This is a genomic window from Actinosynnema sp. CS-041913 (genome assembly GCF_050942485.1).
Classification (GTDB): Bacteria; Actinomycetota; Actinomycetes; order Mycobacteriales; family Pseudonocardiaceae; genus Actinosynnema.
Genome location: NZ_CP192037.1, coordinates 4040850 through 4064273, shown reverse-complemented (window position 1 = coordinate 4064273; position 23424 = coordinate 4040850). Strand labels below are relative to the sequence as shown.

Below are 23424 nucleotides of genomic sequence, written 5' to 3'. Positions count from 1 at the left end.
GTCCGCACAACACGTGCCAGGACGCGGACAGGCAGACGGCGGCCGACTCGCCTTCGACGCAGGTTCGCGCCACTTCGGCGAATCGGCCGCCGCTGCCCGGAGCCGCACCTGGGGTCGTCGCGCCTCACGGCTCAACGACCCCGGTTTCATCCCCGTTCGACGAGGTGCCCCACCACATCCGGACCGGGGTGCGCGTGGCCCGAACCGTCCCGCCGCTGGTCCACCGCGGGCAGCTCCACGGGCGAGCCGTTGTCCGCCGCACCCGCCGGGCGCGGGCCGACCCACGCCAGCGCCAACCCGGCCTCACCCTTGAGGAACCGGTGCGCCCGCACACCACCGGTCGCGCGGCCCTTCGCCGGGTACTCCGCGAACGGCGTCACCTTCACGCTCTGCCCGGTCGACGTGACGACCATCGGCTCGCCGTGCTCGTCGTCGTCCGTCCGCACCGCGCCGAAGAACACCACCCGCGCGTCGCCCGGCAGGTTGATCCCCGCCATGCCGCCGCCCTTCAACCCCTGCGGACGCACCAGCGAAGCGCTGTAGCGCAACAGCGACGCCTCCGACGACACGAAGACCAACGTCTCCTCCGCGCTGCCCAGCCACGTCACGCCGACCAGCTCGTCGCCCTCCTTGAGGCTGATCACCTCGAACTCGTCCGACCGCACCGGCCACTCCGGGGAGCACACCTTCACCACGCCCTGCCGCGTGCCCATCGCCAACCCGGGCGACCCGGTGTCCGACAGCGGCGCGATGCCGATGACCTTCTCGCCCTTGTCGAGGTCCACCAGCTCGCTCGCCGCCATGCCACCGCTCAGCGACACCGTGCCGCTCTGCTCGGGCAGCACCGGCAACGGCAGCACGTCCGTCTTGAACGCCCGACCGCGGTTGGTCACCAGCAGCACCTGGCCGCGGGCCGTCGTGTGCACGATCGCGGCCACGGCGTCGTGCTTGGTGCGGCCGTTGCGCCGGCGGGCCTCCGAAGCCTCCTCCGACTCCGCCGCCGTGCGCGCCACCAGGCCCGTCGCCGACAGCACCACCTGGCACGGGTCGTCCGCGACCTCCAGCGGCCCGGCCGGCTTCGAGGCGGCCAGCACCTCCTTCAGATCACCGTCCAGCAGCACGGTGCGGCGCTCGTACTGGAGGTCCTTCGCGACCTTGGCCAGCTCGCCGGAGACGACCTTCTTCAGCTCGCGCTCGTCGTCCAGGATCTTGCTCAGCTCGGCGATCTCGTCGCGCAGCCGCTCCTGCTCGGCCTCCAGCTCGATCGCGTCGTACCGGGTGAGCCGGCGCAGCGGCGTGTCCAGGATGTAGGTCGCCTGGACCTCGGACAGCTTGAACGTCTTCATCAGGCCTTCCTTCGCGGCCTGCGCGTTCTCACTCCCCCGGATCAGCTTGATCACCTTGTCGATGTCGAGCAGCGCCTTCAGCAGGCCCTCGACCAGGTGCAGGCGGTCTTCCCGCTTGCGGCGGCGGTACCTCGTCCGCCGGGTGACCACCTCGTACCGGTGCGCCAGGAAGACTTCCAGCAACGCCTTCAGGCCCAGCGTCCGCGGCTGGCCCTCGACCAGCACCAGGTTGTTGATGCCGAACGACTGCTCCATCGGCGTCAGCCGGTACAGGTCGGCCAGCAGCGCCTGCGGGTTGACGCCGACCTTGCACTCGATCACGACCCGCGTGCCGTTCTCGCGGTCGGTCAGGTCCTTGACGTCCGCGATGCCGGTCAGCCGCTTGGACTTGGTGACCTCGTCGGTGATCTTCTCGATGATCTTCTCGGGACCGACGCCGTACGGCAGCTCGGTGACCGTGATCGCCTGCCGCCCCCGACTGCCCTCCAGCGGCCCGGTCTCCACCTTGGCCCGCATCCGCACCACACCGCGGCCGGTCTCGTACGCCTTGCGCACCTCGTCCAGCCCGAGCAGCACGCCACCGGTGGGCAGGTCGGGGCCGGGGATGAACTCCATCAGCTTGTCCAGCGACGCGTCCGGGTGCGTCACCAGCCAGCGGGCGGCGGCCACGACCTCGGCGAGGTTGTGCGGGATCATGTTCGTCGCCATGCCGACCGCGATCCCCGACGTGCCGTTGACCAGCAGGTTCGGGAAGGCGGCCGGGAGGACCGACGGCTCCTGGAGCGAGCCGTCGTAGTTCGGGCGGAAGTCGACGGTCTCCTCGTCCAGCTCGCCGACCAGCAGCATCGCGGCCGGCGACATGCGGGCCTCGGTATAACGGCTCGCGGCCGGTCCGTCGTCCGGACTGCCAAAATTGCCGTGCCCGTCGACCAGCGGCGTGTTGAGGGAGAAGTCCTGCGCCAGGCGGACCATCGCGTCGTAGATCGCCGTGTCGCCGTGCGGGTGGTACTTGCCCATGCAGTTGTGCACGACCTGGCCGGCGACGACGAACGCGTGTTCCCCGGTGTCGACCTGGATGTCGTAGGTGGTGTCCGGGGCGGCCGGTTCGACGGCGACGACCTCGGTCAGCGACAGCGCGTCCGGGCGGTCGGCGGTGCGTGCCGCGCGGATGGCGTCGACCAGGGCGTCGTGGTCGGTCTTCGTCCAGCGCAGCAGGGCGGCGGCCAGCGCGGACGCGTGGCGGCCGGTGGTCCGCAGGCCGTCGGGGGCGCGTTCGGCGCGGATGCCCGCGTCGGCCAGCATCGCGTAGGCGTCGTCGCCGGTGTCCGCGAAGCCGATCTCCCGGCCGTCGTGGACGTGGCCGGCGGCGTCGTACAGGCCCGCCAGGAACGGCGCCCAGCGGGTGCGTTCGGACCGGACGGCGGCCGGGGTGCCGGCGGCGGCGTCGAGGAGCCGGTCGTCGGGCTCGAAGGTGAGGACGTGGCGGTCGACGCCGTCCTCGCCCTCGTACTTGTCGCGCGCCACGGTCAGCCCGTGGGCGATCGCCCAGCCGTGCGCGGCGTCCAGCGGTTCGGTGGACGTCATGGTGAGGCGGACGCGCCGGTCCTCGACCACGCCGCCGGCCGCGACCAGGCCCAGCACGTAGGCCTCGACGTCGCCGCCGTCCGCGACGAGGGTCGCGTGCCGGTCCACGCCGTAGCCGACGGTCCGCCGGCCCGCCAGGTCGCGGGCGTCGGTCCACCCGCCGTCGTCGGTCCGGAACCGCTGGCCGGGCGTGACGAGCATGGTGTTGCCGTTCGCCCAGGTCACGCGGACCAGGTCGGACACCGGGTTCTCGTACGCCGCCACGACGCGGACGGGGTGGCCGGCCGGGTCCAGGACGAGGTCGCCGACCTCGATCGCCTCGATCGGGCGCAGGCCGCCGGGGGTGGAGACCAGCGCGCCGCGCACGAAGCAGTCGCCGACCACGCGGGACGATTTGACGTACGGGCTGGTCGGGCGGTGCCCCTGCTCGTTCATCGAGAACAGGATGCGGCGGTGCACCGGCTTGAGGCCGTCCCGCGCGTCCGGCAGGGCCCGGGAGTGGATGACCGAGTACGCGTACTCCAGGTACGAGTCCTCGATCTCCGTGGTGAGCGAGTTGTCGAACACCTGGGCGCCCGCGCGGTCGAAGGCGGACGGGTCGACCCTGGTCGTGGGGGTCTTGCGGCGAGCCACTGTTTCTCCTGCGTCAGACGTCGATCGCGGACTGGTCGACCCGTGCGGCCGACTCGACGAGCCACGCCCGGCGCGGCTCCACCTTCTCCCCCATCAGCAGCTCCAACGCGGCCTCCGCGGCTTCCGCGTCGTGCATGGTGATGCGGCGGACGGAACGGGTCGAGGGGTTCATCGTGGTCTCCCACAGCTCGTCCGCGTCCATCTCGCCGAGCCCCTTGAACCGGGGCACCGGCTTGACGATCGTCTTGCCCGCCTTCTCCAGCCGGGTGACGGTCTGCTCCATCTCCCGCTGCGTGAAGGTGAAGTGCGTCTCGGGGTTGCGGCCCTTCGTCACGACCTTGTGCAGCGGGGGCATCGCGGCGTACAGCCGGCCGTCCTCGATCACCGGCCGCATGTACTTGGCGAACAGCGTGATCAGCAGCGTCCGGATGTGCGAGCCGTCGACATCCGCGTCGGCCATCAGGATGACCCGGCCGTACCGCATGGTGGCGAGGTCAAACGTCCGCCCGGTGCCCGCGCCGAGGACCTGCACGATGGAGGCGATCTCGGCGTTGCGCAGGGTGTCGGCGAGGCTGGCCTTCTGCACGTTGAGGATCTTGCCGCGCAGCGGGAGCAGCGCCTGGTACTCGGAGACGCGCGCCATCCGGGCCGAGCCGAGGGCGCTGTCGCCCTCCACCAGGAACAGCTCGCTGCGGGCCACGCCGGTCGAGCGGCAGTCGACCAGTTTCGGCGGCATGGCCGCGCCTTCCAGCGCGGTCTTGCGGCGGGCGGCGTCCTTCTGGTGCTTCTGGGTCAGGCGGACGCGGGAGGCGTCAACGATCTTCTGCAGGACGATCTTCGCCTCGGCCTTGGTGCGCCGGTCCTCGGTCCACGCCTTCACGTGCTTCTCGACGACGCCGAGGGCCACCTTCGTGATGCCGGCGGTGGACAGCTCGTCCTTGGTCTGGGACGTGAACTGCGGCTCGGGGATGCGGACGTGCACCACGGCCGTCATGCCCTCCAGCACGTCCTCCAGGGTCGGCGGGTCCTCCTTCGGCTTCAGCAGGCCCCGGGACCGGCCGATGGCCTCCTGCATGGCCTTGAGCATCGCGCGCTCGAAGCCCCGGCGGTGGGTGCCGCCGTGGACGTTGCGGATCGTGTTGGTGAAGCACTCGACGGTGCGCTCGTAGCCGGTGCCCCAGCGCAGCGCGATCTCGACCTCGGCCTGGCGCTCGACCTTGGAGCGCATGACGCCGTTCTCGTCGGCGGCGTTCTCGTGGTAGACGCCCGTGCCGTTGATCAGCAGCGTGCCGGTCACCGGCTTCTCGTTGGCCGGGGCCAGGAAGTCGACCATGTCGGACAGGCCGCCGGGGTAGTGGAAGGTCTCCTCGCCGATCGTGCCCTCGGTCGCGTCCCGCAGGACGTAGGTGACGCCGGGCACCAGGAACGCCGTGTTGCGCAGCTTGGCGCGCACCGCTTCGACGTCCAGCTTCGCGCTGTTCTCGAAGTACCGGGCGTCGTACCAGTAGCGGATGGACGTGCCGGTGCGCTTGGTGCGGCCGGTGACGCGGAGGCCGGACTGGCGGGTGAACGCCGCCTTCGGCCCAGGGCCGTCGAAGGTGCCGGGGACGCCGTGCGCGAACGACATCTCGTGCTTCTTGCCCTCGCGCAGCACCACCACGTCGAACCGGTGGGACAGCGCGTTGACCGCCGACGCGCCGACGCCGTGCAGACCGCCGGACGTCTTGTACCCGGACCCGCCGAACTTGCCGCCCGCGTGCAGGCGGGTGAGCACGAGTTCGACGCCGGACAGCCCGGACTTGGCGTGCACGCCGGTCGGGATGCCGCGGCCGTCGTCGTCGACCTGGACGCTGCCGTCGGCGTGCAGCGTCACCACGACCCTGGTGGCGTGGCCGGCCACGCCCTCGTCGGTCGAGTTGTCGACCACCTCCGTGAAGAGGTGGTTGATCCCCCTGCTGTCGGTGGACCCGATGTACATGCCGGGGCGCTTGCGAACCGCTTCCAGACCTTCCAGGTGGGTCAGGTCGTCGGCCCCGTACAGGATTTCAGCGGTCACCGGGTCGTTCTCCCCAGGTCTTGACGTCTGTCGAGCGGTTCACGGTAGAGGAGAGTAACTTCCGGGTCCGACAGTTTTGTGCCCAGACGGCGGAGAATCGCGTCATGGGCATGTTCCGGACCTGGTTGTCGGCCGCCGCTCTCAGCGGCGTCCCTTCGACGGTACACGCGCTGTTGACCGGCCGTGACGCGTTGGCGGCGACCCGGGCCGCCGGGGCGGTGCTGGGGCGGCCGGGCCTGGCGAGGGGTGTTCTGGCCCACGTGGGCGTGTCGGCGGGGTGGACGGCCGTGCTGGCGGCGGTGGACCGGCGGTGGGCGCTGGGCGCGGTGGGCGGCGCGGTGGCGGGGGCGGTGATCGCGGTGGTGGACCTGGAGGTCGTCGGACGCCGGTGGCCGGCGGTGCGCGCCCTGCCCCGCGGGCCGCAGTGGGCCGACCACCTCGCGTTCGGGGCTCTCGTCGGGGCTTCGCTGCGGGCCTCCCGGCGCGGCCGACCGTCTATTGCGGATCGTTGAGCCGGCCGCCGAGGGCCGATCGGATGGCCACGCGCGTCGCGAACCGGTCGCGAGACCAATTGCCGAAATGAATCGCGGGCAGGGCCGTCGGACATATCGCGAGCGGGTTGTCGGGCCGGCGGCCGGGCGGATCGCGGGCGAGGTCGCCGGGCAATTCGCGAACCGGTCGTGAAACGTGCGGGCCGGTGGCGGGTGGCGGGTACCACACGGAGTGGGCGTAACCGGAGGTCGGCTCTTTCGTACCTGGCCGTACCCACCCCTGTTCCGCGTAGAGTGCGGGCGATCCGCGCCGTCGTGCCTGGAGGTGATCGGGCGCCTTGATGTTCCGACGTGCTGCCGCCGTGCCGAAGGAGCCTGTGGTGACTGCTCCCGCCGAGCCCCCCGTGGTCGAGCGCGAGCCCGCGCCGGCCCCGGCCCAGTTCTCGGCGTCCTTCGCGGGCGCGACCCTGGTCGTCGCCCCGCCCGCCGGACCGGGCCAGGCGGCGACCAACCTCGCCAGAAACCTCCCGGTGGACCGCGGGCGGACGGTGGTCGTGGTGGACTTCCCGCACGGTGAGGAGGCCGCGTTCTGGCCCGCCGTCGCGGCGGCGCTCAAGGGCCGCGGGCCGGTCCGCCTGATGACCTCGCACGCGGGCACCATGCGGCCCACCGCGCCCGCGCAGTGGCTGACCGAGCAGTTACAGGCCGAGGTGGTCGCCGCCGACGGCGCGGTGACCACGGTGCCGGGCGCGGCGTTCGTGGTCGGCAACGGCGGGTACGGGAGTTGGCTGCGGTTCCTGCCCGGTGGGTCGCCGATGCCGATGGGGCGGCGCTTCCCGGTGCCGCAGTGGGAGGCCGTGGACCCCAACTCGCCGTGGCCGACCGGTGAGGTCGGCGTCTCCGAGCCCATCCCGGCCGGGTTGTGGCTGCGTGCGCAGCGCGTTCCGTTCGACCCGGCCGCGCCGGACGCGCGGCCGGTGGTCGGGCTGCCGTGCCGGGACAACGTGCTGACCGTGGTGGTCGGCGGGCCCGGCCAGCCGCCGATCCCGACCGACGAGGTGTGCCGGCTGCTCGGCGGGCTGTCGTCGGCGGCCCGGTCGCGGGTCCGGCTGGTCTGGTACGGCGGCGAGCACCAGGGGCAGGCGGTGGCCGACCAGCTCGGCGAGCCGATCGCGCTGTACACCGGCCTGCCGGTGGGGTCGCTGCGCAATGGCGCGGCGGTGGTCGCGGTCAACCCGCGTGGCCAGCAGACCTGGCGGCCGTACGTGACCGAGGTCGGCTACACGCCCGGCGGCGTCCCGGCCGTCTCGGGCTACCGGGTGCCGGTGCCGGGGCTGGTGGAGCGTGGCCCCGGCGTGTTCGACCTCGGCGGCGGGGTGGTGCTGGAGGTGGTGCCGTCCGGGCTGTGGGTGCGTGACGCCGAGGACAACGGGCCGGAGGTGCGTGCCTTGCCGGTGGATCCGGAGTGGGCGCGGCTGACCGTCGGCTCGCCCGGCAAGACGACGGCGGGCGCGGTGGCGGTGGCGGGCGCGTCGCTGGTGGAGCGCCTGGAGCCGGAGGTGCGCCGGCTGCTCAAGGTGGTCTTCTGCGATCCGACGCCGCTCCCCCGGCCCCCGGTGGCGCAGGAGGAGCCCGCGCCGCCGACCGCCGACAACCCGGTGCCGATCAGCGTCGACGGCCCGCTGCCGACCTCGCCCGCGCCGGTCTGGGGTGAGCAGACGGGCGACGAGGTCGTGCCGCCGGACCACCGCAGCACCGAGCAGGAGCGGGACGCGCTGCGCCGGATGCTCGGCGAGCGGTACGGCGAGCACGCGGCGGTGGCGTGCCGGCACATCGAGGTGCGCCCGGAGGACCCGGAGGCGTTCGAGGCCGTCGTGACGGACCTGGCGGCGGTGTCGGCGTGCTTCCAGCAGGACGAGGAAGCGCTGGTGGAGGCGATGCGCTCGGGTCGGCTGGGCAGGCTGTGGCCGTACGCGGCGGCGGTCGTCTCCGGCCTGCGGCGGCTGCCGGCGCACCAGGGCGTGACGGTGTGCTGGGGCGAGGCGCGGCGGTTCCGCACCGGCGACCTGCTGGTGGAGCACGGCCTGCTGAGCACGGTGGCCGGCCCGACGATGCCGGTGGACGGGCGGGTCGAGTTCCTGATCTGGTCGGTGACCGGGCGTCAGGTGCAGGTGGTCGACTCGTTCGGCAGCCTGCTCCAGGAGCGGGTGGTGTTCGCGCCGGGGACGTCGTTCAAGGTGCTCGCGGTCGCCGAGCCGGAGGAGTCCGCGCCGATGCAGGTGATGCTCCAGGAGGTCGTCGGCCGCCACCACGAGCTGCCGCCCGGTGTCCTGGGCAGCCTGGAACGCGCGGCCGTCGCCCTACGCAACCTCGCCCGTGCCAACGTCTGACACGCACACGACCGGCGTCGCCCTACGCAACCACGTCCGGGCCAACGCCTGACGCGCGTGCCGCGGCGGGCACGGTCGGGTCGATCCGCCACGACAGCCGGTAGGACTCGGCGGCCTCCGCGCTGCGGCCGAGGCGGGTCAGTGCCCAGCCCCGGTAGAACGCGGCCCGTGCGGCGGGCAGCCCGCCCAGCGCCACACCCGCGTCGAAGGCGTGCACGGCCTCGTCGAGCCGGTCGGCGGCGAGCAGCGCGTCACCCCGGATCGCCCACGTGCGGGCGTCGTTCGGGCTGAGCGCGACCAGTTCGCCGGTCGCGTCGACGGCCTTGTCCGGCGCACCGGACCTGAGGTGGGTCCGGGCGATGGTCTCGTGCAGCGGGTAGGCGTAGTCCTCCCAGGCCAGCCGCTCCAGCGCGGTGCGGGGCCGGGCGGCGCGCTGGCTGTCCAGCGCGCGGTCGAGCAGGTGCCAGGTGGCGGCCCGATCGCCGCGGAGGAACGGGACGAACGCCAGCGCCCGGTAGTGCGCCTGGCGTGGCAGCGGCTCGTCCGGCGCGGTCCGCCCGGCCAGCGCGGCGGCCTCGTGCAACGCCGCCGTGTCGGTGCCGCGCCTGCCGTTGCGGACCAGGACGAACAGCGCCAGCGCGTGCCGGGCGGCGGGTGGGAGCCGGGTGTCCCGGGCCCCGTCCAGGGCGAGCTGTTCGACTTCGGCGGCGGACGGCCGCGACCAGAACAGCACGGCGAGCTGCCGGACCGCCAGTTCCGGGGTGAACCCGCGGAAGTCGGCCATCCCCAGCACGTCGGCCGCGTGCCGCTGGTATCCCAGGCGCAGCAACAGGTCCGCGGCGACGACCCGGTCGGCGGTGGTCAGCTCCGCGCGGACGCGGTCGAGCACCCGCCACCACAGCGGCGAGGCCAGGTCGTCGGGGAACGCGGCCATGTCGGGCCCCAGGGCGTCGACCCGGCCGTGGCTGGCCGCCGTGAACACCCTCGTCGCCGGGGACGGGTTGGTGTTGAACCGCGGCAACGCCGCCACGTCGCCGTCCGCGAAGTGCCGCGCGATGGTGTGCGTGACCTCGGCGAGGCGGGACGACCCGGCGCCGGGTTCCCGCAGCCCCAGCCAGACCCCGCACCGCACCGGCACCCCGGCCACCGCCAGCGCGCCCAGCCGCCGCGCGAGCGCCCGTGGTCCGGGGTCGGGCTGGTAGTTCGGCGGCATGGCGCGGCTCCTTCCGGTTCCGCTTCCATGATGGCCGCGGCCGTGCCGGAGGGGGACACCGTTCCGGCCCGGAGCCGATGCATCGTACGACGGTGGACGCGCTCGTAGAGTCCGACAAGGGCCTCCCCCGACCGGAAAGGCCCCCGCCGTCGCGAAGAGGTCAGACGTTGCGCCGGTACTGGCCGCCGACCTCGAAGAACGCTTCCGTCACCTGGCCCAGCGTGCACACCCGCGCCGCGTCCATGAGCACCGCGAACACGTTCTCGCCGGACTGCGCGGCCTCCTTCAGCCGGCGCAGCGCGGGCTCGGCGGCCGACGCGTGCGACGCCGCGAACGCCCGCGTCCGCTCCACCTGCGACCGCTTCTCGTCCTCGGTCGCCCGCGCCAGTTCGATCGTCACGTGCTCGCGTTCGCCGTTGTCCGGCAGGAACGTGTTCACGCCGATCAGCGGCAGCGAGCCGTCGTGCTTGCGCTGCTCGTAGAGCATCGACTCGTCCTGGATGCGGCCCCGCTGGTAGCCGGTCTCCATCGCGCCCAGCACCCCGCCGCGCTCGGACAGCCGGTCGAACTCCAGCAGCACGGCTTCCTCGACCAGATCGGTCAGCTCGTCGATGACGAACGAGCCCTGCAACGGGTTCTCGTTCGCCGACAGGCCCCACTCCTTGTTGATGATCAGTTGGATGGCCATCGCCCGGCGCACCGAGGACTCGGTCGGCGTGGTGATCGCCTCGTCGTAGGCGTTGGTGTGCAGGGAGTTGCAGTTGTCGTAGAGCGCGCACAGCGCCTGCAGCGTGGTGCGGATGTCGTTGAAGTCCATCTCCTGCGCGTGCAGCGACCGGCCCGAGGTCTGCACGTGGTACTTGAACTTCTGCGAGCGGTCGTTGGCGCCGTAGCGCTCGCGCATCGCGACCGCCCAGATCCGCCGCGCCACCCGGCCGATCACGCTGTACTCGGCGTCCATGCCGTTGGAGAAGAAGAACGACAGGTTGGGCGCGAAGTCGTCCACGTCCATCCCGCGCGCCAGGTACGACTCGACGTAGGTGAACCCGTTGGCCAGCGTGAACGCGAGCTGGCTGATGGGGTTCGCCCCGGCCTCCGCGATGTGGTAGCCGGAGATCGACACCGAGTAGAAGTTGCGCACCTTCCGCTGGATGAACCACTCCTGGATGTCGGCCATCATCCGCAGCGAGAACTCGGTGGAGAAGATGCAGGTGTTCTGGCCCTGGTCCTCCTTGAGGATGTCGGCCTGCACCGTGCCGCGCACGTTCGCCAGCGCCCACGCCGTCAGCTCCTGCGCCTCGGCTTCGGTGGGATCGCGCCCTTCCTCCGCGCGGAAGGCGTCCAGCTTCTGGTCGATCACCGTGTTGAGGAAGAACGCCAGGATGGTCGGCGCGGGGCCGTTGATGGTCATCGACACCGACGTGGTGGGCGAGGTCAGGTCGAACCCGTCGTACAGGGCCTTCATGTCGTCCAGGGTCGCGATGGACACGCCGGACGTGCCGATCTTGCCGTACACGTCCGGCGGGGTGTCGGGGTCGCGGCCGTAGAGCGTGACCGAGTCGAACGCGGTGGACAGGCGGGTCGCCTCCGAGCCCTGGGACAGGTACTTGAAGCGGCGGTTCGTGCGGAACGCGTCACCTTCGCCGGCGAACATCCGGGCCGGGTCCTCGCCGTCCCGCTTGAACGGGAAGACGCCCGCGGTGTAAGGGAAGTGGCCGGGCAGGTGCTCCTTGCGCAGGAACCGCAGCAGCGTCCCCTCGTCGTCGAACCGGGGCAGCGACACGCGCGGGACCTTGTTGCCGGACAACGTCTCCCGCGTCAGCCGGGTGTGGATCTCCTTGTCCCGCACGCGGACCACGAGTTCGTCGCCGGTGTAGTCCTGCACGATCCGGGGCCAGGCGGCCAGCAACTCCGCCGACAGCCCGTCGACGTGCTGCTCCGCCGACGCCAGCAGCTCCGCGATCGCCGCCGTGTCGTGCCCGGCGGCGGCCAGCTCGTCCCGCGCGGCCCGCAGGTGCGCGGCCCGGCGCACGGCGTCCACGTGGGTCTCGGTCGCCCGGTGGTAGCCGCGCACGGTCTCCGCGATCTCCGCCAGGTACCGGGCCTTGGTCGCGGGCACGACCGTCGACGCGGACGTGGAGACCTTGCCGGGCACCGGGAGCAGCGCGCCCGGCGACACCTCCAGCCCGCGCTGCGCGAGTTCGCCGCGCAGGTGCTGGTACAGCGCCGTCACCCCGTCGTCGTTGAACGTCGCCGCGCTGGTGCCGAAGACCGGCATGTCCTCCCACGAGACGCCGAACGCCTCCCGGTTGCGCACGAGCTGGCGGGCCACGTCGCGGCGGGCGTCCTCCGCGCCGCGGCGCTCGAACTTGTTGATCGCCACCGCGTCCGCGAAGTCCAGCATGTCGATCTTCTCAAGCTGGGACGCGGCGCCGAACTCCGGCGTCATCACGTACAGCGAGAAGTCCACGAACGGCACGATCGCCGCGTCGCCCTGCCCGATGCCGGGCGTCTCCACGACCACCAGGTCGAACCCGGCCGCCTTGCACGCGAGGATCGCGTCCGCCAGGCCGTCCGGCACCTCGCTGCCCGCGCGGCGGGTGGCCAGCGAGCGGAAGAACACCCGGTCGCCGTCGAGGCAGTTCATCCGGATGCGGTCGCCGAGCAGCGCGCCGCCGCCACGCCGGCGGGTCGGGTCGATGGCCAGCACGGCGACGCGGAGCTTGTCCTCCTGGTCCAGCCGGAAGCGGCGGACCAGCTCGTCGGTCAGCGACGACTTGCCGGAGCCGCCGGTGCCGGTGATGCCGACGAGCACGGGCACCGGCCGGGCGGCCCCGGTCAGCCGGTCGCGCAGGTCGTCGGACAGCTTCCCGGCCTCGATCAGCGTGATGGCACGGGCCAGCACGTCCTCCGAGCCGGCGAACAGCCCGTCCCAGGACGGCGGCACGGACGCCGACAGGTCGTAATCGCAGGCCTCGACCATGGTGTTGATCATCCGGGCGAGGCCCAGCTCCTGCCCGTCGGCCGGGGAGAAGATCCGCGCCACGCCGCGCGAGTGCAGCAGCTCGATCTCCTCGGGCACGATGACGCCGCCACCGCCGCCGAAGACCTTGATGTGCTCCGCGCCGCGCTCGGCGAGCAGCTCGACCAGGTAGCTGAAGTACTCGACGTGGCCGCCCTGGTAGGCGCTGATGGCGATGCCCTGCACGTCCTCCTGCACGGCCGCCGCGACGACCTCCCGCACGGACCGGTTGTGCCCGAGGTGGATCACCTCCGCGCCCTGGGCCTGGAGGATGCGGCGCATGATGTTGATCGCCGCGTCGTGGCCGTCGAACAGGCTGGCCGCGGTCACGAAGCGGACCGGGTGCTGAGGGGTGTGCAGCGGGCTGGCGGCGGTCACGACGGCTCCTTCGGCAGCGCGGAACTCACGCCTCAGATTACTAGGACATCCATCTATCGGAAGTAGTAGGGACCTGTGCGGCTGGTCACCACCGCCGGCGGCGTCCCTGACCAGCCACAACGAGCCGGGCGCTCAGGGCACGGGCCACCCGGCCCCGCACAGCGGCTGCGGGCACGCGTCGACGAACGCCCGCAGCGCCGCGCGGTCGTCACCGGTGCGCCACACCACCGCGAGATGGCTCGGCGGCAGTCCCGACACCGGGCGGCAGACCACGTCTTCGCGCTGGTAGACCGCCACGTTACCGGCCGACAGCAGCACGATCCCCAGCCCCGACGACACGGCCTCGAACGTCTCGTCCGCCGTGTCGACCTCGGCCGCGATCCGGGGCGGCGTGCGGCGCTGGTCGGTGGCCAGCCAGAAATCCCGCCGGGAGCCCGCGGACGGCGGCAGGGCGATGAACGGCTCGTCCGCCAGGTCCTCGAACGGCACCGCCGCACGCGCCGCGAGCCGGTGCCGGGCGGGCAGTGCCACCCAGCGGTCCTCGGTGCTGACCACCCGGCACGACAGGCCCTGGCTGTCCGGCACGGGCAGCCACGCGATGGCGACGTCCACGTCCGGCGAGCCCAGCCCGACCGCCGGGTCGCTCCACGACACCTGCCGGAACCGGAGTCCCCAGCCCGGCAGCACTTCGTCGAGTCGCGCGGTCACGGTGGGGATCAGGCCGCGGCCGATGCGGGTCTGGAAACCCACCGTCAGGGTCGACCGGCCGGTGGTGCGGGCGTCGGCGACCTCCTGCCGGGCCTCGTCCCACTGCTCCACGATCTGCCGGGCCCTGGGCAGCAGCGCCCGGCCCGCCGGGGTCAGCGAGACCACCCGCCGGTCGCGGTCGAGCAGCGTGACGCGCAGGGAGAGCTCCAGGTGGCGGATCTGCTTGCTCAGCGCGGGCTGCGAGACGAACAGCCGGTCCCTCGCCGCGCGGGTGAAGCTGAGTTCCTCGGCCACCGCGACGAAGTAGCGCAACTCCCGTACGTGAACGTCCACAACCGATGGTTATAACAGCGAGTCTTGGACGCGGGGCACAACGTGCTCCACGATGTGACTCATGAGGTTCGGCATTACCCGGAGAGACCCGGCGACGACGCGCCGTCACCATGCTCGCCCGGCCTGCCGTGCCTCGACCCGCCGCGCCGACCACGTCCCGAACCGGCACCCGCCCGGCCGGCCCTCAACCCTTCGCGCCGACCACTGCCCGGTCCACCGCCGGCAGCAGCAGCTCCACCAGCGCACGAGCCTGCTTCGCCGGTCCCTGATCGCCCAACGCCTGCACGGACGCGTACACGCCCTCCATGACCAGCGCCAACTGGTCGGCCAGCGCCACGGGCTGGTCGACCCGGACGACCTCGGCCAGGTCGTCCACCAGCTCGCCGAACCGCGCCCGCACCCACGCCTTGGTGGCCACCGCCGCGCGGTGCGCCGGCACGTTCTGGTCCGGGAACTCCGCCAGCGCCATCAGGAAAGGACAGCCCCGGCAGTTCTCCGGCCGCACCTGCACGGCCAGCGCGTCGAACGCGGCGAGGATCCGGTCGCGCGGGTGCCGTCCGTCCGCGCGGGTGGCCTCGGTGAGCCACTGGCGGTAGTGCTCGTCCGCCCGCTTCACGTAGGCCGCGACCAGGTCGTCCTTGGACTCGAACACCCGGTAGAGGGTCGTCGGGCCGACCCCGGCCTCGGCCGCCACGCGGTCCACGCCGATCGCCCGGATGCCGTTCCAGTAGAACAGCTCGTGGGCGACCCGGAGCACGTGCTCGCGGGTTTCGGCGGCTTTGCGACGCATGAGAACCCCTTCCTGCTCCGACGGGCACCCCGACCGGGGGAGTTTACGTCGGACGCCGGGGCGTGCCGTCGGGCGTGCCGGTCCGGGACGGGCGGAGCGCCGTTGATCCGCCCGCCCGGCCCGCTACGCGTGGGGCCGCAGCCGCTCCTCGGCGAGGGCCTCCCCTCCCGCCTCGCACAGCAGCCGGTAGCCGTGCGCGGCGGACGCCAGGGTCGCGTGGTGGTGCCACCCCTGGAACGAGCGCCCTTCGAAGTGCCGGAGACCGAACTCCTCGGTGAGCCGGTTGACGTCGACCTCGACCCGCGCGCGGGCGCGGAGCAGCCCGACCGTCTCGCGGAGCCCGGCCGCGCCGAGGTTGGTCAGCCAGACCGCGCGGGGCCGGGCCGCCCCGGTCGGCCACTCGGCCACGATGTGCCGGGCCCGCGGGTGCGGGTGGCCGTGCCGCACGTCGCCCGCCACGGGCTGGCCGGGCATCGCGGCCACCACGAACTCGGAGCCGACCGATGCGCCGGTCCGCCCGTCGCGCCAGGACAGCGTGGTCCGGCCGCGTTGGGCGGCGGCGGCTGCCAACTGGCCGACGGTGCGGGGGCGGCGGGTGTCGCCGACGAGGTTGACCGGTAGCGCCGGGGTGGCGGGCGACACCTGTGCCAGGTAGGGCAGCCGACGCTCGTCCAATCCGCTGAGCAGCGGGAACACCCCGGGATCACTGCTCGCGTCGACGACCACCGGCGCCGGGCGCAAACCCCAGTCGCCGATCATCTCGTCGAACGAGTCGAGCACGTACTGCCAGGCCGGCTTCGACCGCTCGTGCTCGGGCACCCTGGTCTTCGCGCGGAGGTCGTCCGCGTCGTCCCAGGCGCGGGGCAGCACCAGCCGCCAGTTGACGGCGCTACTCGCGTGCTCGCCGGCGAGGAAGACGCCCATCGCGCGCTGGCAGTTGAGCATCCGCCCGGCGGTGGGCGCGTACTGCCGCGCCACGCCGACCGAGCTGTCGCCGTTCTTCGGGAACACCACTTCCCGCACCACCCAGGCCCGTGGGCGCAGCACCCGGCCGACCTGCTCGGCCAGGCCGCGGCGCACCGGGGCCCACTCCCACGGGCTCTGGTTCACGAACTGCTGCAACGACTGGTCGGCGTCGCGCCCGACGACCAGTTCGGAAATGCGCCGGATCGACTTCCGGCCCGGCACGGTGAGCAGGCCGCGCAGGTAGACCTCGCCCCATCGCCGCTGGTCCGAACGGCCAAGGGACGCGAACAGCTCATTGCAGTAATCGTCCAACGCAGACACGTCCGTCATTTCAACCCCCAGTTGAACTGCGTCACGCGTACCCACAATCCCCCTCCAGTCTCCTGGATAATCGCAAGTCAACCGCCTCCAAGCGGGCTTGACACCGACACGAATGCGCTGGGCGCAGTACCCGGGCAGCATCGTGCACATTGACGACAAACCATCGTTCGATCTCGCGAGCACAACGGACCCCGCGGTCCGCCGGATCAGTGGCCGGCGCGGTGCACACGCTCCGTCCCGAGCGTCCTCACGCGCTGACGGCCACGATCCCGTCCATATCCTGTCCCCAGTTCCTTCGACGCCACCCGGACACCACGGCGCCCAGGTGTGATCACAGACTTTCAAGTCCAATGGCGGGCTGTCCAGTCCCGAGTTTTACTGGTATCGGCAGTACCAGCACGAACACGGCCGGAATACCGTCGACCGGGCCATCGGAAAATCGTCGGCAATACCGCCGGAACATCACGGAAAATGGCACGCCGACATCGACAAGCGGGCTCGCCGCTTATCGCGCAATGGGGTGGAAGTCAGCTCTGGCTGCCGGGCGGACCAGCACCCACCAGGGAATTCGGGCCGACGGGCAGGGCGAGGCGGCGCGGCCGGGCCGGCGCCGGCGGGATGACCGCGGCGGCGGCGGATCGGGCGGAACCGCGACACCGCCGGTGACCCGAATCACAACGATCACCGTGCGTGGACTGCACGGAGTGCGGGGTGCGGACGGGTGAAGCAATCGGCCCGCCGACCGGCTCTCCGGACATTCGCACTCCCTTGGCCAATCGGATCCGCCGTCGGATCTCATTTCGACGGTACCGAGGGCACGTGACGCGGGCATTACCCGGTGAGGACGGCCCAGGCTTCGATGATCGACCCATCAGCAATCCCGATGGGCATCGGTCGGCGCATTCTCCGGATCGGTCCGCCCGGCCACCGGATCGGACGGGCCCACCGGCAGGTGATAGACGATCCGGATGGGGCTGAACTCCGCCGGCCGCACCGGCGCCACCAGCAGCGCCCGCACACCCTGCGGGTGGCGGAAGACGCGGACGCGGGACCGGAGCGCCAGCACGTCCCGTTCGTCCCACCACCGGGCGAACCGGTCGCTGAGCGCGGCCAGCCGCCCCACCCGCCGCCGCAGCGCCTCGTCGTCCGGCCAGTGGGCGCTCTCCGCCCGCCACCAGGCCACCAGGTCCCGCGCGGCGCGCTCCCAGCCCACCAGCCGCGTCCGCGCGCACGGGCAGACCAGGAACCAGTGCACGATGTTGCGGTCGCCGGCGGGCAGCAGGTCCCAGTCGTCGTACCACTCCGCGGCGGCGCTGTTCCACGCCAGCAGGTCGCCGCGCTGGTCCACCGCGTACACCGGGTAGGCGCTGTCCCCGGCCAGCGCGACCAACCGCCGGGCCAGCTCGTCGGCGGCCGGCTCGCCGGGCAGCGGCGCGGGGCGGATCACCTGGCCGAACGCGAGCGTGTGCACGTACCGGCGCTCGTCCTCGGTGAGCAGCAGCGCCCGCGCCAGGCTGTCCAGCACCTCGGGCGACGGGTGGATGTCCCGGCCCTGCTCCAGGTAGGCGTACCAGGTGGGGCTCAGGCCCGCGAGGACCGCCACCTCCTCGCGGCGCAGCCCCCGCGAGCGGCGGCGGGCGCTGGTGGGGAAACCGGCGTGGGCCGGGTCGAGCCGTTCCCGCCGGCTGCGCAGGAAGCGCGCCAGCTCGGACCTGTTGGTGCTGCCGGTGTTCATCACGGCTCCAAAGCAGGAACCCGTGGCAGGGCGCGGTCCCACCGGGGAACCGCGTCCTGCCACGGGGGCTGGGGATCGGGCGGACTAGCGCACGTTGTACCGGTAGGACGGGTCGGCCGGCCCCTCCTCCACGAAGTCGGTCCTGACGTCGGCGGCGGCGTGCACGTTGACCATCCGGGCGCGACCGGGCCCGACGTTGGTGAACGCGTGCGGGACGCCCGCGCGCACCACGCAGATCTCCTCCGGCGTCGCCTCCACCACCTCGCCGTCGGCCTCCAGCCGGACCGTGCCCTCGACGATGATGAAGATCTCGTCGTAGGGGTGGGTGTGCCGGCCGGGGCCCTTGCCCGCCGGGACGTCCACGATGAACGCCGACGAGGTCAGGTCCCCGTTGGACCGCCCGTCGAAGATGTAGGCCGCGATCTGGCCCTCCATCCGGATGGTGGGCAGTTCGCTCCTCTTCACGACCTCCATGAGCCGTGCTCCTTCCTCGTGTGCCGTCAGAGCCGGAACAGGCCGGGGTCGTCCACGACGACGTCCAGCAGGACGGGCCCGTCGGCGGTGAGCGCGTCCTTGAGCGAGGCGCGCAGGTGCTCCGGGGACTCGATGCGCTCGGCGCGGCAGCCGAAGCCGCGGGCGAGCTGCGCCATGTCCACGCCGCTGAGGTCCCAGCCGACCTGCCAGGCCTGCTGGCTGGTGTCGTCCAGGTAGTACTTCAGCGACAGGTAGCCGGAGTTGTTGGGGATGACGAACGTGACCGGCAGGTTGTGCTGCGCGGCGGTCCACAGCGCGTGCAGTGTGTACTGCGCGGAGCCCTCGCCCATCACCACGACCGTGCGCTGGTCGGGGCGGGCGACCGCGTAGCCCACGGCGCCCGCGAACGGGAAGCCGAGCGCGCCGCTCGCCGTGGCGAAGTAGCCGTTGTCCGGGCCGAGCGGGATCTGCTCGTGGAAGTCCGCGCGGGCGATGGGCAGCTCCTCGAAAAGCTGAGCGTCGGCGGGCAGTTCCTGGGACAGCAGGTGGAACAGGTACGCCTGGCTCAGCGGCTCGGACGGCTGCGGCGCCGGGATCGGCTCGTTCAGCGCGGGCAGCGGCACCCGCCGGCGCTGCGGCAGCAGCGGCACCAGGTCGCGCACGAACCGCGCGGGCGGGGAGACGAACGCCGTGCCCGCCATCGACCAGGCGGCGGCCTCCGGGTCGTCGGTCACGTGGTAGAACGCCGTGCCCTCGGGCAGCGCGGGCGCGTCGCTGCCGTCCAGCGGCGCGGGCGCGTTGGAGAACAGGTCCAGCGTGGTGAACAGGGTGAAGGTGGGGCTGCCCAGGACGATCACCACGTCGTGCCCTTCGAGCCGCTGGTTGATCAGCTCGGGCATGGGCGGCAGCACGCCGCCGAACAGCGGGTGGTTCTCCGGGAAGCTGCCGCGCGGCCACACCGGGCTGCCGTAGACGCGGGCGTTGAGCCGCTCGGCGAGCTTGACCAGGTCGCGCCGCGCGCCGCCGATCTCCACGCCGGGGCCCGCGACGATCGCGGGGCGCTCGGCCGAGTTCAGCGCCTCGGCGACGGTGGCCAGCACGGCGGGGTCGGGCACGACCGCGCTCTCCACGGTGCGCACCCGGTGGGGCCTGCTCGCGGCGGGCCGCACCCAGTCGTCCTCGGGCACGCCGATGTAGACCGGACCGGCCGGGGCCTGCTTCGCGATGTGGTAGGCCTTCTCGATCAGCGCGGGCACGTCCTGCGGGCGGGCGGCCTCGGCCGACCACTTGACATAGGGCCGGGGCAGCGAGGTGGCCTCGGGCGCGTCCAGGAACGGCGCGCCGAGCTGGAGCTTGCGGGCCTGGAGGCCGCCGAGGACGACCATCGGGGTGTGGGCGCTCGCCGCGGTGTAGATGGAACCCATCGCGTTGCCCACGCCCGGACCGCCGTTGATGATCACCAGCGCGGGCTTGCCGGTGGCCTGGGCGTAGCCGTCGGCCATGCCGACGACGGTCGCCTCCTGGAGGCCCAGGATGAAGCGGAAATCATCCGGCCATGCCTCGAACAGCTTCATCTCGGTATGGCTCGGATTGCTGAAGACAGTCGTCATGCCGAGCTGCCGGAATACGTCCAGGGTGTCATCCCGGACAGTTCGGGAATTGATGCCGTCCGCGGTCACGGTCAACACACTCCTACGCTGGGTTGCGGTGCGAATTCACCAGATCCAGCGCAATGCTGCCGACCGCGAGTGGTCACCGACAAGGCGGAGCGAATTGCCTGACGGCACTTCGTGAGCTGGCCCGGAGGACGTCACGCAGTCCGCTCCGGGCCTGGTTCGCGCCTTGTCGCAAGGCGTGGCCCGTGAACTACTGAATCGGCGCCCGGCCACTTCGAAGGCCCCACCGATCGCTCACTTCGTGATTTTCGAGGCCCGGCCGGGGCGACCAGCGGAGAAAACAAGCAGAGGATGCGCGATGAGCAGTGAGCGTACCCGCCGGGTGGTGGAGGAGTACTTCACCGACCTGGCGCGGGGTGAGCTGGATTCGGCGCTGTCGGCGCTGTCCCACACCATCGACTTCGAACTGCCGGTGGACCGGTGGAACGAAGTCATCCCCTATCTCGGCCGCCACACCGGCCTGCCCGCCGTGCGTCGGGCGTTCGCGGTGCGCGGCGAGACCACCGAGGTTCTCGACTACGCGCTGCGCGACCTGCGGGCGGAGGGAGACACCGCGTACGCGGTCGTCTACACCCGCGCCGCGCACACCCGCACCGGCCGGGAGTTCGAGATCGAGGACGTGCACAAGCTCGTCGTCGACGACAACGGCCGGATCGTGGCCTGGAAGGTGTACTTCGACCCGAACGGCGAGATCGCCGCGTTCAACGCCGACCGCGAGGAACGGCTGATCGCGGCGTGCTGGTCCGGCGACCGGGAGACCGTGGCGCAGTTGCTGCGGCACGGCGCGGACGTGAACCACCGCGATCCCGACAGCGGCCTCACGCCGCTGCTGATCGCCGCCGGCCGGGCGGACGCCCCGCTCACCAGGTTCCTGATCGCGGCCGGCGCGGACGTGCACGCGGTGGACAGCGGCGGCGGCGCGACCGCGCTGCACAAGGCGTGCCAGGGTGGCGAGTTGGCCGTGGTGGAGGCGCTGGTGGAGGCGGGCGCGTTCATCGACGCCGTCACGCCGAACACCGGCCACACGCCGGTGATGGACGCCGTGTGGTTCAAGAACCCGGAGATCGCCAAGTACCTGCTCGACCGCGGCGCGGGTCTGAACCTGAGCACGCACTACGGGTTCTCGTTGCAGCAGCACTTCGAGTACGAGCTGAACGTCAACACCCTGGGCAAGGACAAGATCCTCCTGGCGCACCAGCACATCCAGCAGCGCCGGGCGTCCGACGAGCGCCGGGCCGCCGACCAGCTACTGATGGCCGCGGTGGCCCAGGGCGACGTGGAGGGCGTGCGCAAGCTGCTCGGCGACGGCGCACCGGTGGACGAGAGGTCCCCGATCGTCAACGGCTTCAACGACGCCCACACCCCGCTGCTGGTCGCCTCGCGCGACGGGCACACCGAGATCGCGCGGCTGCTGCTGGAGGCGGGTGCGGACGTCAACGCCACGGAGCCCACGTTCGGCGCGGTGCCGCTGCACAAGGCCGTCTACAACGGACACGTCGACCTGACCCGGCTGATCGCCGGCTGGCCCGGCGTCGACCTGGACTTCCAGGGCGCCACCAACGGCTACACCCCGCTGCACGACGCCCTGTGGCACGGCTACGAGGAGTGCTCCCGGATCGTCGTCGACGCGGGCGCGCGGCTGGACGTCGTCGCCCACGACGGCAAGGTGCCGCTGGACCTCGCGGTGGACGAGTTCGGCGCGGGCCACCCCCTGACCGAGCTGATCCGCTCGAAGACCGACCGAAGGAGCTGACCATGCTGTTCTACGTCCAGATGCGGTGGAACCACGAGGGCCGCATCTCACTGGACGAGCTGTGGGAGATCGAGCAGGAAGAGGCGGAGCACGCCCAGGAGACGCTCGACTCCGGGTTCGCGGTCGGTCTGTGGAAGGTGGCCGCGCAGAAGCGCGTCATCGGCATCATCGACGCGCCCAGCGCCGAGGAGCTCGACCGCACCGCGCTCGGCCGGCTGCCGATGCGCGAGTACCTGGAGTTCGAGGAGGTGTGGCCGCTGCGCGATTACCTCGGCTTCGCCGAAGACGTCATCAAGCGCTACCGAGTCTGAGCCCCGGGAGTCGACCCATGATCCACCAGTTGATCTTCGCCGCGCCCAGGCCGGGCATGACGGTGCAGGAGTTCCAGGACTACTGGGTGAACGTGCACGCGGTCCGGTACGCGAGCAAGATCCCCCAGATCCGCAAGTACCTGATCGACACCACGTTCGACTTCGACCTCGGCCACGACGACCCGAAGTGGCAGGGCGTCGCCGAGATCTGGCTGAACCCCGAGGAGCAGATCGCCTCGCTGCAGACCGACGAGTTCCTCCAGGGCGCCCGGCTGGACGAGCCGAACTGGGCCGCGTTCTGGCAGACCCTCGTGCTGGACACCGACGCGCACGAGCTGAAGTCCGGTCCCGCGCTCTACAAGGGACAGCCGTGGGTCAAGCTGATCATCCTGGTCAAGCGCAAGGAAGGCGTGTCCCTGGAGGACTTCCGCGCCTACAGCCTGCACCAGCACGGCGAGCTGGGCCTGAAGCTGCCGGGTTTGCGCCGGTACCTCCAGGGCCACACCGTCGACGGCTGGTACGGCATCGGCGAACCCACCCTGGACGCCGCCTACCAGCTCTGGTTCGACGACGTGGAGGCGCTGCGCGACGCGCTGGAGTCCCCGGAGTACAAGCAGCTCACCGAGGACTTCGAGGCGTTCGTCAACCCCCGTTACGTGCACCGGCTGGTCACCCGCGAGCACTGGATCATCGGCCCCGAGGCGCGGTGATCGCAGCCCAGGGCCCGCACAGGTGGCCCGGCGGCCCGACGTCCGGCCGCCGGGCCACCCCTCGGACCCGCCACCCACAGGAGTTGACGAGATGGCCGCGAGGTCGCAGCCGCCGGACGCCCGGCGCCGCAACGTCGAGACCGTGCGCCGGTTCCTCCGCTTGCTGGAGGAGAAGGACATCGACGCGTGGATCGAGTTGTGGGCCGAGGGCGCCGACCAGTTCTACCCGTACGGCACCAGGATGTTCCCCGCCCACATCGTCGGGGTGACCGCCGTCTACAGCCGGTGGAAGGGCACCCCCGACGCGTTCGAGAGCTGGGCGTTCCCGCTGGTGGACGCGTGGGCCGACGGCGACACGGTGGTGGCCCGGTTCGACGGCGACTGCCTGCTCAAGACCGGCAAGCGGTACCGCAACCACTACCTGTCGATCTTCAAGTTCACCGACGCGGGCCTGATCTACGAGTACCACGAGTACTTCGACCCGATCGTCGCGGCCGAGGACTTCGGCCTGGCCCGGATCACCTACCACTGAGG

The 23424-nt window shown here is 72.0% G+C and carries 16 protein-coding genes; 6 read left to right on the top strand and 10 right to left on the bottom strand.

Translation table 11 applies throughout. The features are described from left to right. Positions 1-146: 146 nt before the first annotated feature. Together ACQPZF_RS19160 and ACQPZF_RS19155 are read right to left on the bottom strand one after the other, a co-directional pair. Positions 147-3563: a DNA topoisomerase (ATP-hydrolyzing) gene (locus ACQPZF_RS19160; protein ID WP_433273474.1), complete on the bottom strand. Its 3417-nt coding sequence runs from the start codon at positions 3561-3563 to the stop codon at positions 147-149. A gap of 13 nt (positions 3564-3576) precedes the next feature. Next, positions 3577-5619 carry a DNA gyrase/topoisomerase IV subunit B gene (locus tag ACQPZF_RS19155; protein ID WP_433273472.1) on the bottom strand — a complete coding sequence of 681 codons (2043 nt, stop codon included), beginning with the start codon at positions 5617-5619 and terminating at the stop codon, positions 3577-3579. A 104-nt stretch (positions 5620-5723) separates the two neighbouring features. Between ACQPZF_RS19155 and ACQPZF_RS19150 the strand changes: the two genes are divergently transcribed. Together ACQPZF_RS19150 and ACQPZF_RS19145 are read left to right on the top strand one after the other, a co-directional pair. After that, positions 5724-6131 carry a hypothetical protein gene (locus tag ACQPZF_RS19150; RefSeq protein WP_433273470.1) on the top strand — a complete coding sequence of 136 codons (408 nt, stop codon included), beginning with the start codon at positions 5724-5726 and terminating at the stop codon, positions 6129-6131. Positions 6132-6490: 359 nt separating this feature from the next. Beyond that, positions 6491-8500 carry a hypothetical protein gene (locus tag ACQPZF_RS19145; RefSeq protein WP_433273468.1) on the top strand — a complete coding sequence of 670 codons (2010 nt, stop codon included), beginning with the start codon at positions 6491-6493 and terminating at the stop codon, positions 8498-8500. Positions 8501-8522: 22 nt separating this feature from the next. Here ACQPZF_RS19145 and ACQPZF_RS19140 read toward each other — a convergent pair whose 3' ends face one another. The 8 genes from ACQPZF_RS19140 to mdlC form a co-directional block, all read right to left on the bottom strand. Beyond that, entirely contained in the window at positions 8523-9713 is a 1191-nt protein-coding gene (locus tag ACQPZF_RS19140) for a tetratricopeptide repeat protein (RefSeq protein WP_433273466.1), read from the bottom strand. A 160-nt stretch (positions 9714-9873) separates the two neighbouring features. Further along, positions 9874-13113 (bottom strand): fused isobutyryl-CoA mutase/GTPase IcmF, encoded by a 3240-nt coding sequence (icmF, locus tag ACQPZF_RS19135; RefSeq protein WP_433273464.1) that lies wholly within the window; start codon positions 13111-13113, stop codon positions 9874-9876. A gap of 132 nt (positions 13114-13245) precedes the next feature. Next, the gene (locus tag ACQPZF_RS19130; RefSeq protein WP_433273463.1) at positions 13246-14154 is read right to left on the bottom strand and encodes a LysR family transcriptional regulator; all 909 of its coding nucleotides are present in this window, start codon (positions 14152-14154) and stop codon (positions 13246-13248) included. A gap of 184 nt (positions 14155-14338) precedes the next feature. Further along, positions 14339-14944: a TetR/AcrR family transcriptional regulator gene (locus ACQPZF_RS19125; RefSeq protein ID WP_433273461.1), complete on the bottom strand. Its 606-nt coding sequence runs from the start codon at positions 14942-14944 to the stop codon at positions 14339-14341. Positions 14945-15067: 123 nt separating this feature from the next. Beyond that, positions 15068-16240, bottom strand: a complete 1173-nt coding sequence (locus ACQPZF_RS19120) for an IS701 family transposase (RefSeq protein WP_433273459.1) — start codon at positions 16238-16240, stop codon at positions 15068-15070. 862 nt (positions 16241-17102) lie between these two features. Next, positions 17103-17966 carry a helix-turn-helix transcriptional regulator gene (locus ACQPZF_RS19115; RefSeq protein ID WP_433273457.1) on the bottom strand — a complete coding sequence of 288 codons (864 nt, stop codon included), beginning with the start codon at positions 17964-17966 and terminating at the stop codon, positions 17103-17105. Positions 17967-18050: 84 nt separating this feature from the next. After that, positions 18051-18440, bottom strand: coding sequence for a cupin domain-containing protein (locus ACQPZF_RS19110; protein ID WP_433273455.1), 390 nt, complete (start codon positions 18438-18440; stop codon positions 18051-18053). Positions 18441-18466: 26 nt separating this feature from the next. Further along, positions 18467-20119, bottom strand: a complete 1653-nt coding sequence (gene mdlC / locus ACQPZF_RS19105) for a benzoylformate decarboxylase (RefSeq protein WP_433274615.1) — start codon at positions 20117-20119, stop codon at positions 18467-18469. A gap of 295 nt (positions 20120-20414) precedes the next feature. Between mdlC and ACQPZF_RS19100 the strand changes: the two genes are divergently transcribed. The 4 genes from ACQPZF_RS19100 (at position 20415) to ACQPZF_RS19085 (ending at position 23422) form a co-directional block, all read left to right on the top strand. Next, positions 20415-21869, top strand: a complete 1455-nt coding sequence (locus ACQPZF_RS19100) for an ankyrin repeat domain-containing protein (protein ID WP_433273453.1) — start codon at positions 20415-20417, stop codon at positions 21867-21869. A gap of 2 nt (positions 21870-21871) precedes the next feature. Next, positions 21872-22180 (top strand): muconolactone Delta-isomerase family protein, encoded by a 309-nt coding sequence (locus ACQPZF_RS19095; protein WP_433273451.1) that lies wholly within the window; start codon positions 21872-21874, stop codon positions 22178-22180. A gap of 17 nt (positions 22181-22197) precedes the next feature. Beyond that, on the top strand, positions 22198-22890 hold the full coding sequence (locus tag ACQPZF_RS19090) for an EthD family reductase (protein WP_433273449.1): 693 nt from the start codon (positions 22198-22200) through the stop codon (positions 22888-22890). A 91-nt stretch (positions 22891-22981) separates the two neighbouring features. Beyond that, entirely contained in the window at positions 22982-23422 is a 441-nt protein-coding gene (locus ACQPZF_RS19085; RefSeq protein WP_433273447.1) for a nuclear transport factor 2 family protein, read from the top strand. The last annotated feature ends 2 nt before the right edge of the window (positions 23423-23424 follow it).

Coding starts and splice junctions, on each gene's coding strand:
- ACQPZF_RS19150 (WP_433273470.1), top strand. CDS start 5,724: ATGGGCATGTTCCGGACCTGGTTGTCGGCCGCCGCTCTCAGCGGCGTC.
- ACQPZF_RS19140 (WP_433273466.1), bottom strand. CDS start 9,713: ATGCCGCCGAACTACCAGCCCGACCCCGGACCACGGGCGCTCGCGCGG.
- ACQPZF_RS19110 (WP_433273455.1), bottom strand. CDS start 18,440: ATGGAGGTCGTGAAGAGGAGCGAACTGCCCACCATCCGGATGGAGGGC.
- ACQPZF_RS19085 (WP_433273447.1), top strand. CDS start 22,982: ATGGCCGCGAGGTCGCAGCCGCCGGACGCCCGGCGCCGCAACGTCGAG.
- ACQPZF_RS19100 (WP_433273453.1), top strand. CDS start 20,415: ATGAGCAGTGAGCGTACCCGCCGGGTGGTGGAGGAGTACTTCACCGAC.
- ACQPZF_RS19120 (WP_433273459.1), bottom strand. CDS start 16,240: ATGACGGACGTGTCTGCGTTGGACGATTACTGCAATGAGCTGTTCGCG.
- ACQPZF_RS19095 (WP_433273451.1), top strand. CDS start 21,872: ATGCTGTTCTACGTCCAGATGCGGTGGAACCACGAGGGCCGCATCTCA.
- ACQPZF_RS19115 (WP_433273457.1), bottom strand. CDS start 17,966: ATGAACACCGGCAGCACCAACAGGTCCGAGCTGGCGCGCTTCCTGCGC.
- ACQPZF_RS19125 (WP_433273461.1), bottom strand. CDS start 14,944: ATGCGTCGCAAAGCCGCCGAAACCCGCGAGCACGTGCTCCGGGTCGCC.
- ACQPZF_RS19090 (WP_433273449.1), top strand. CDS start 22,198: ATGATCCACCAGTTGATCTTCGCCGCGCCCAGGCCGGGCATGACGGTG.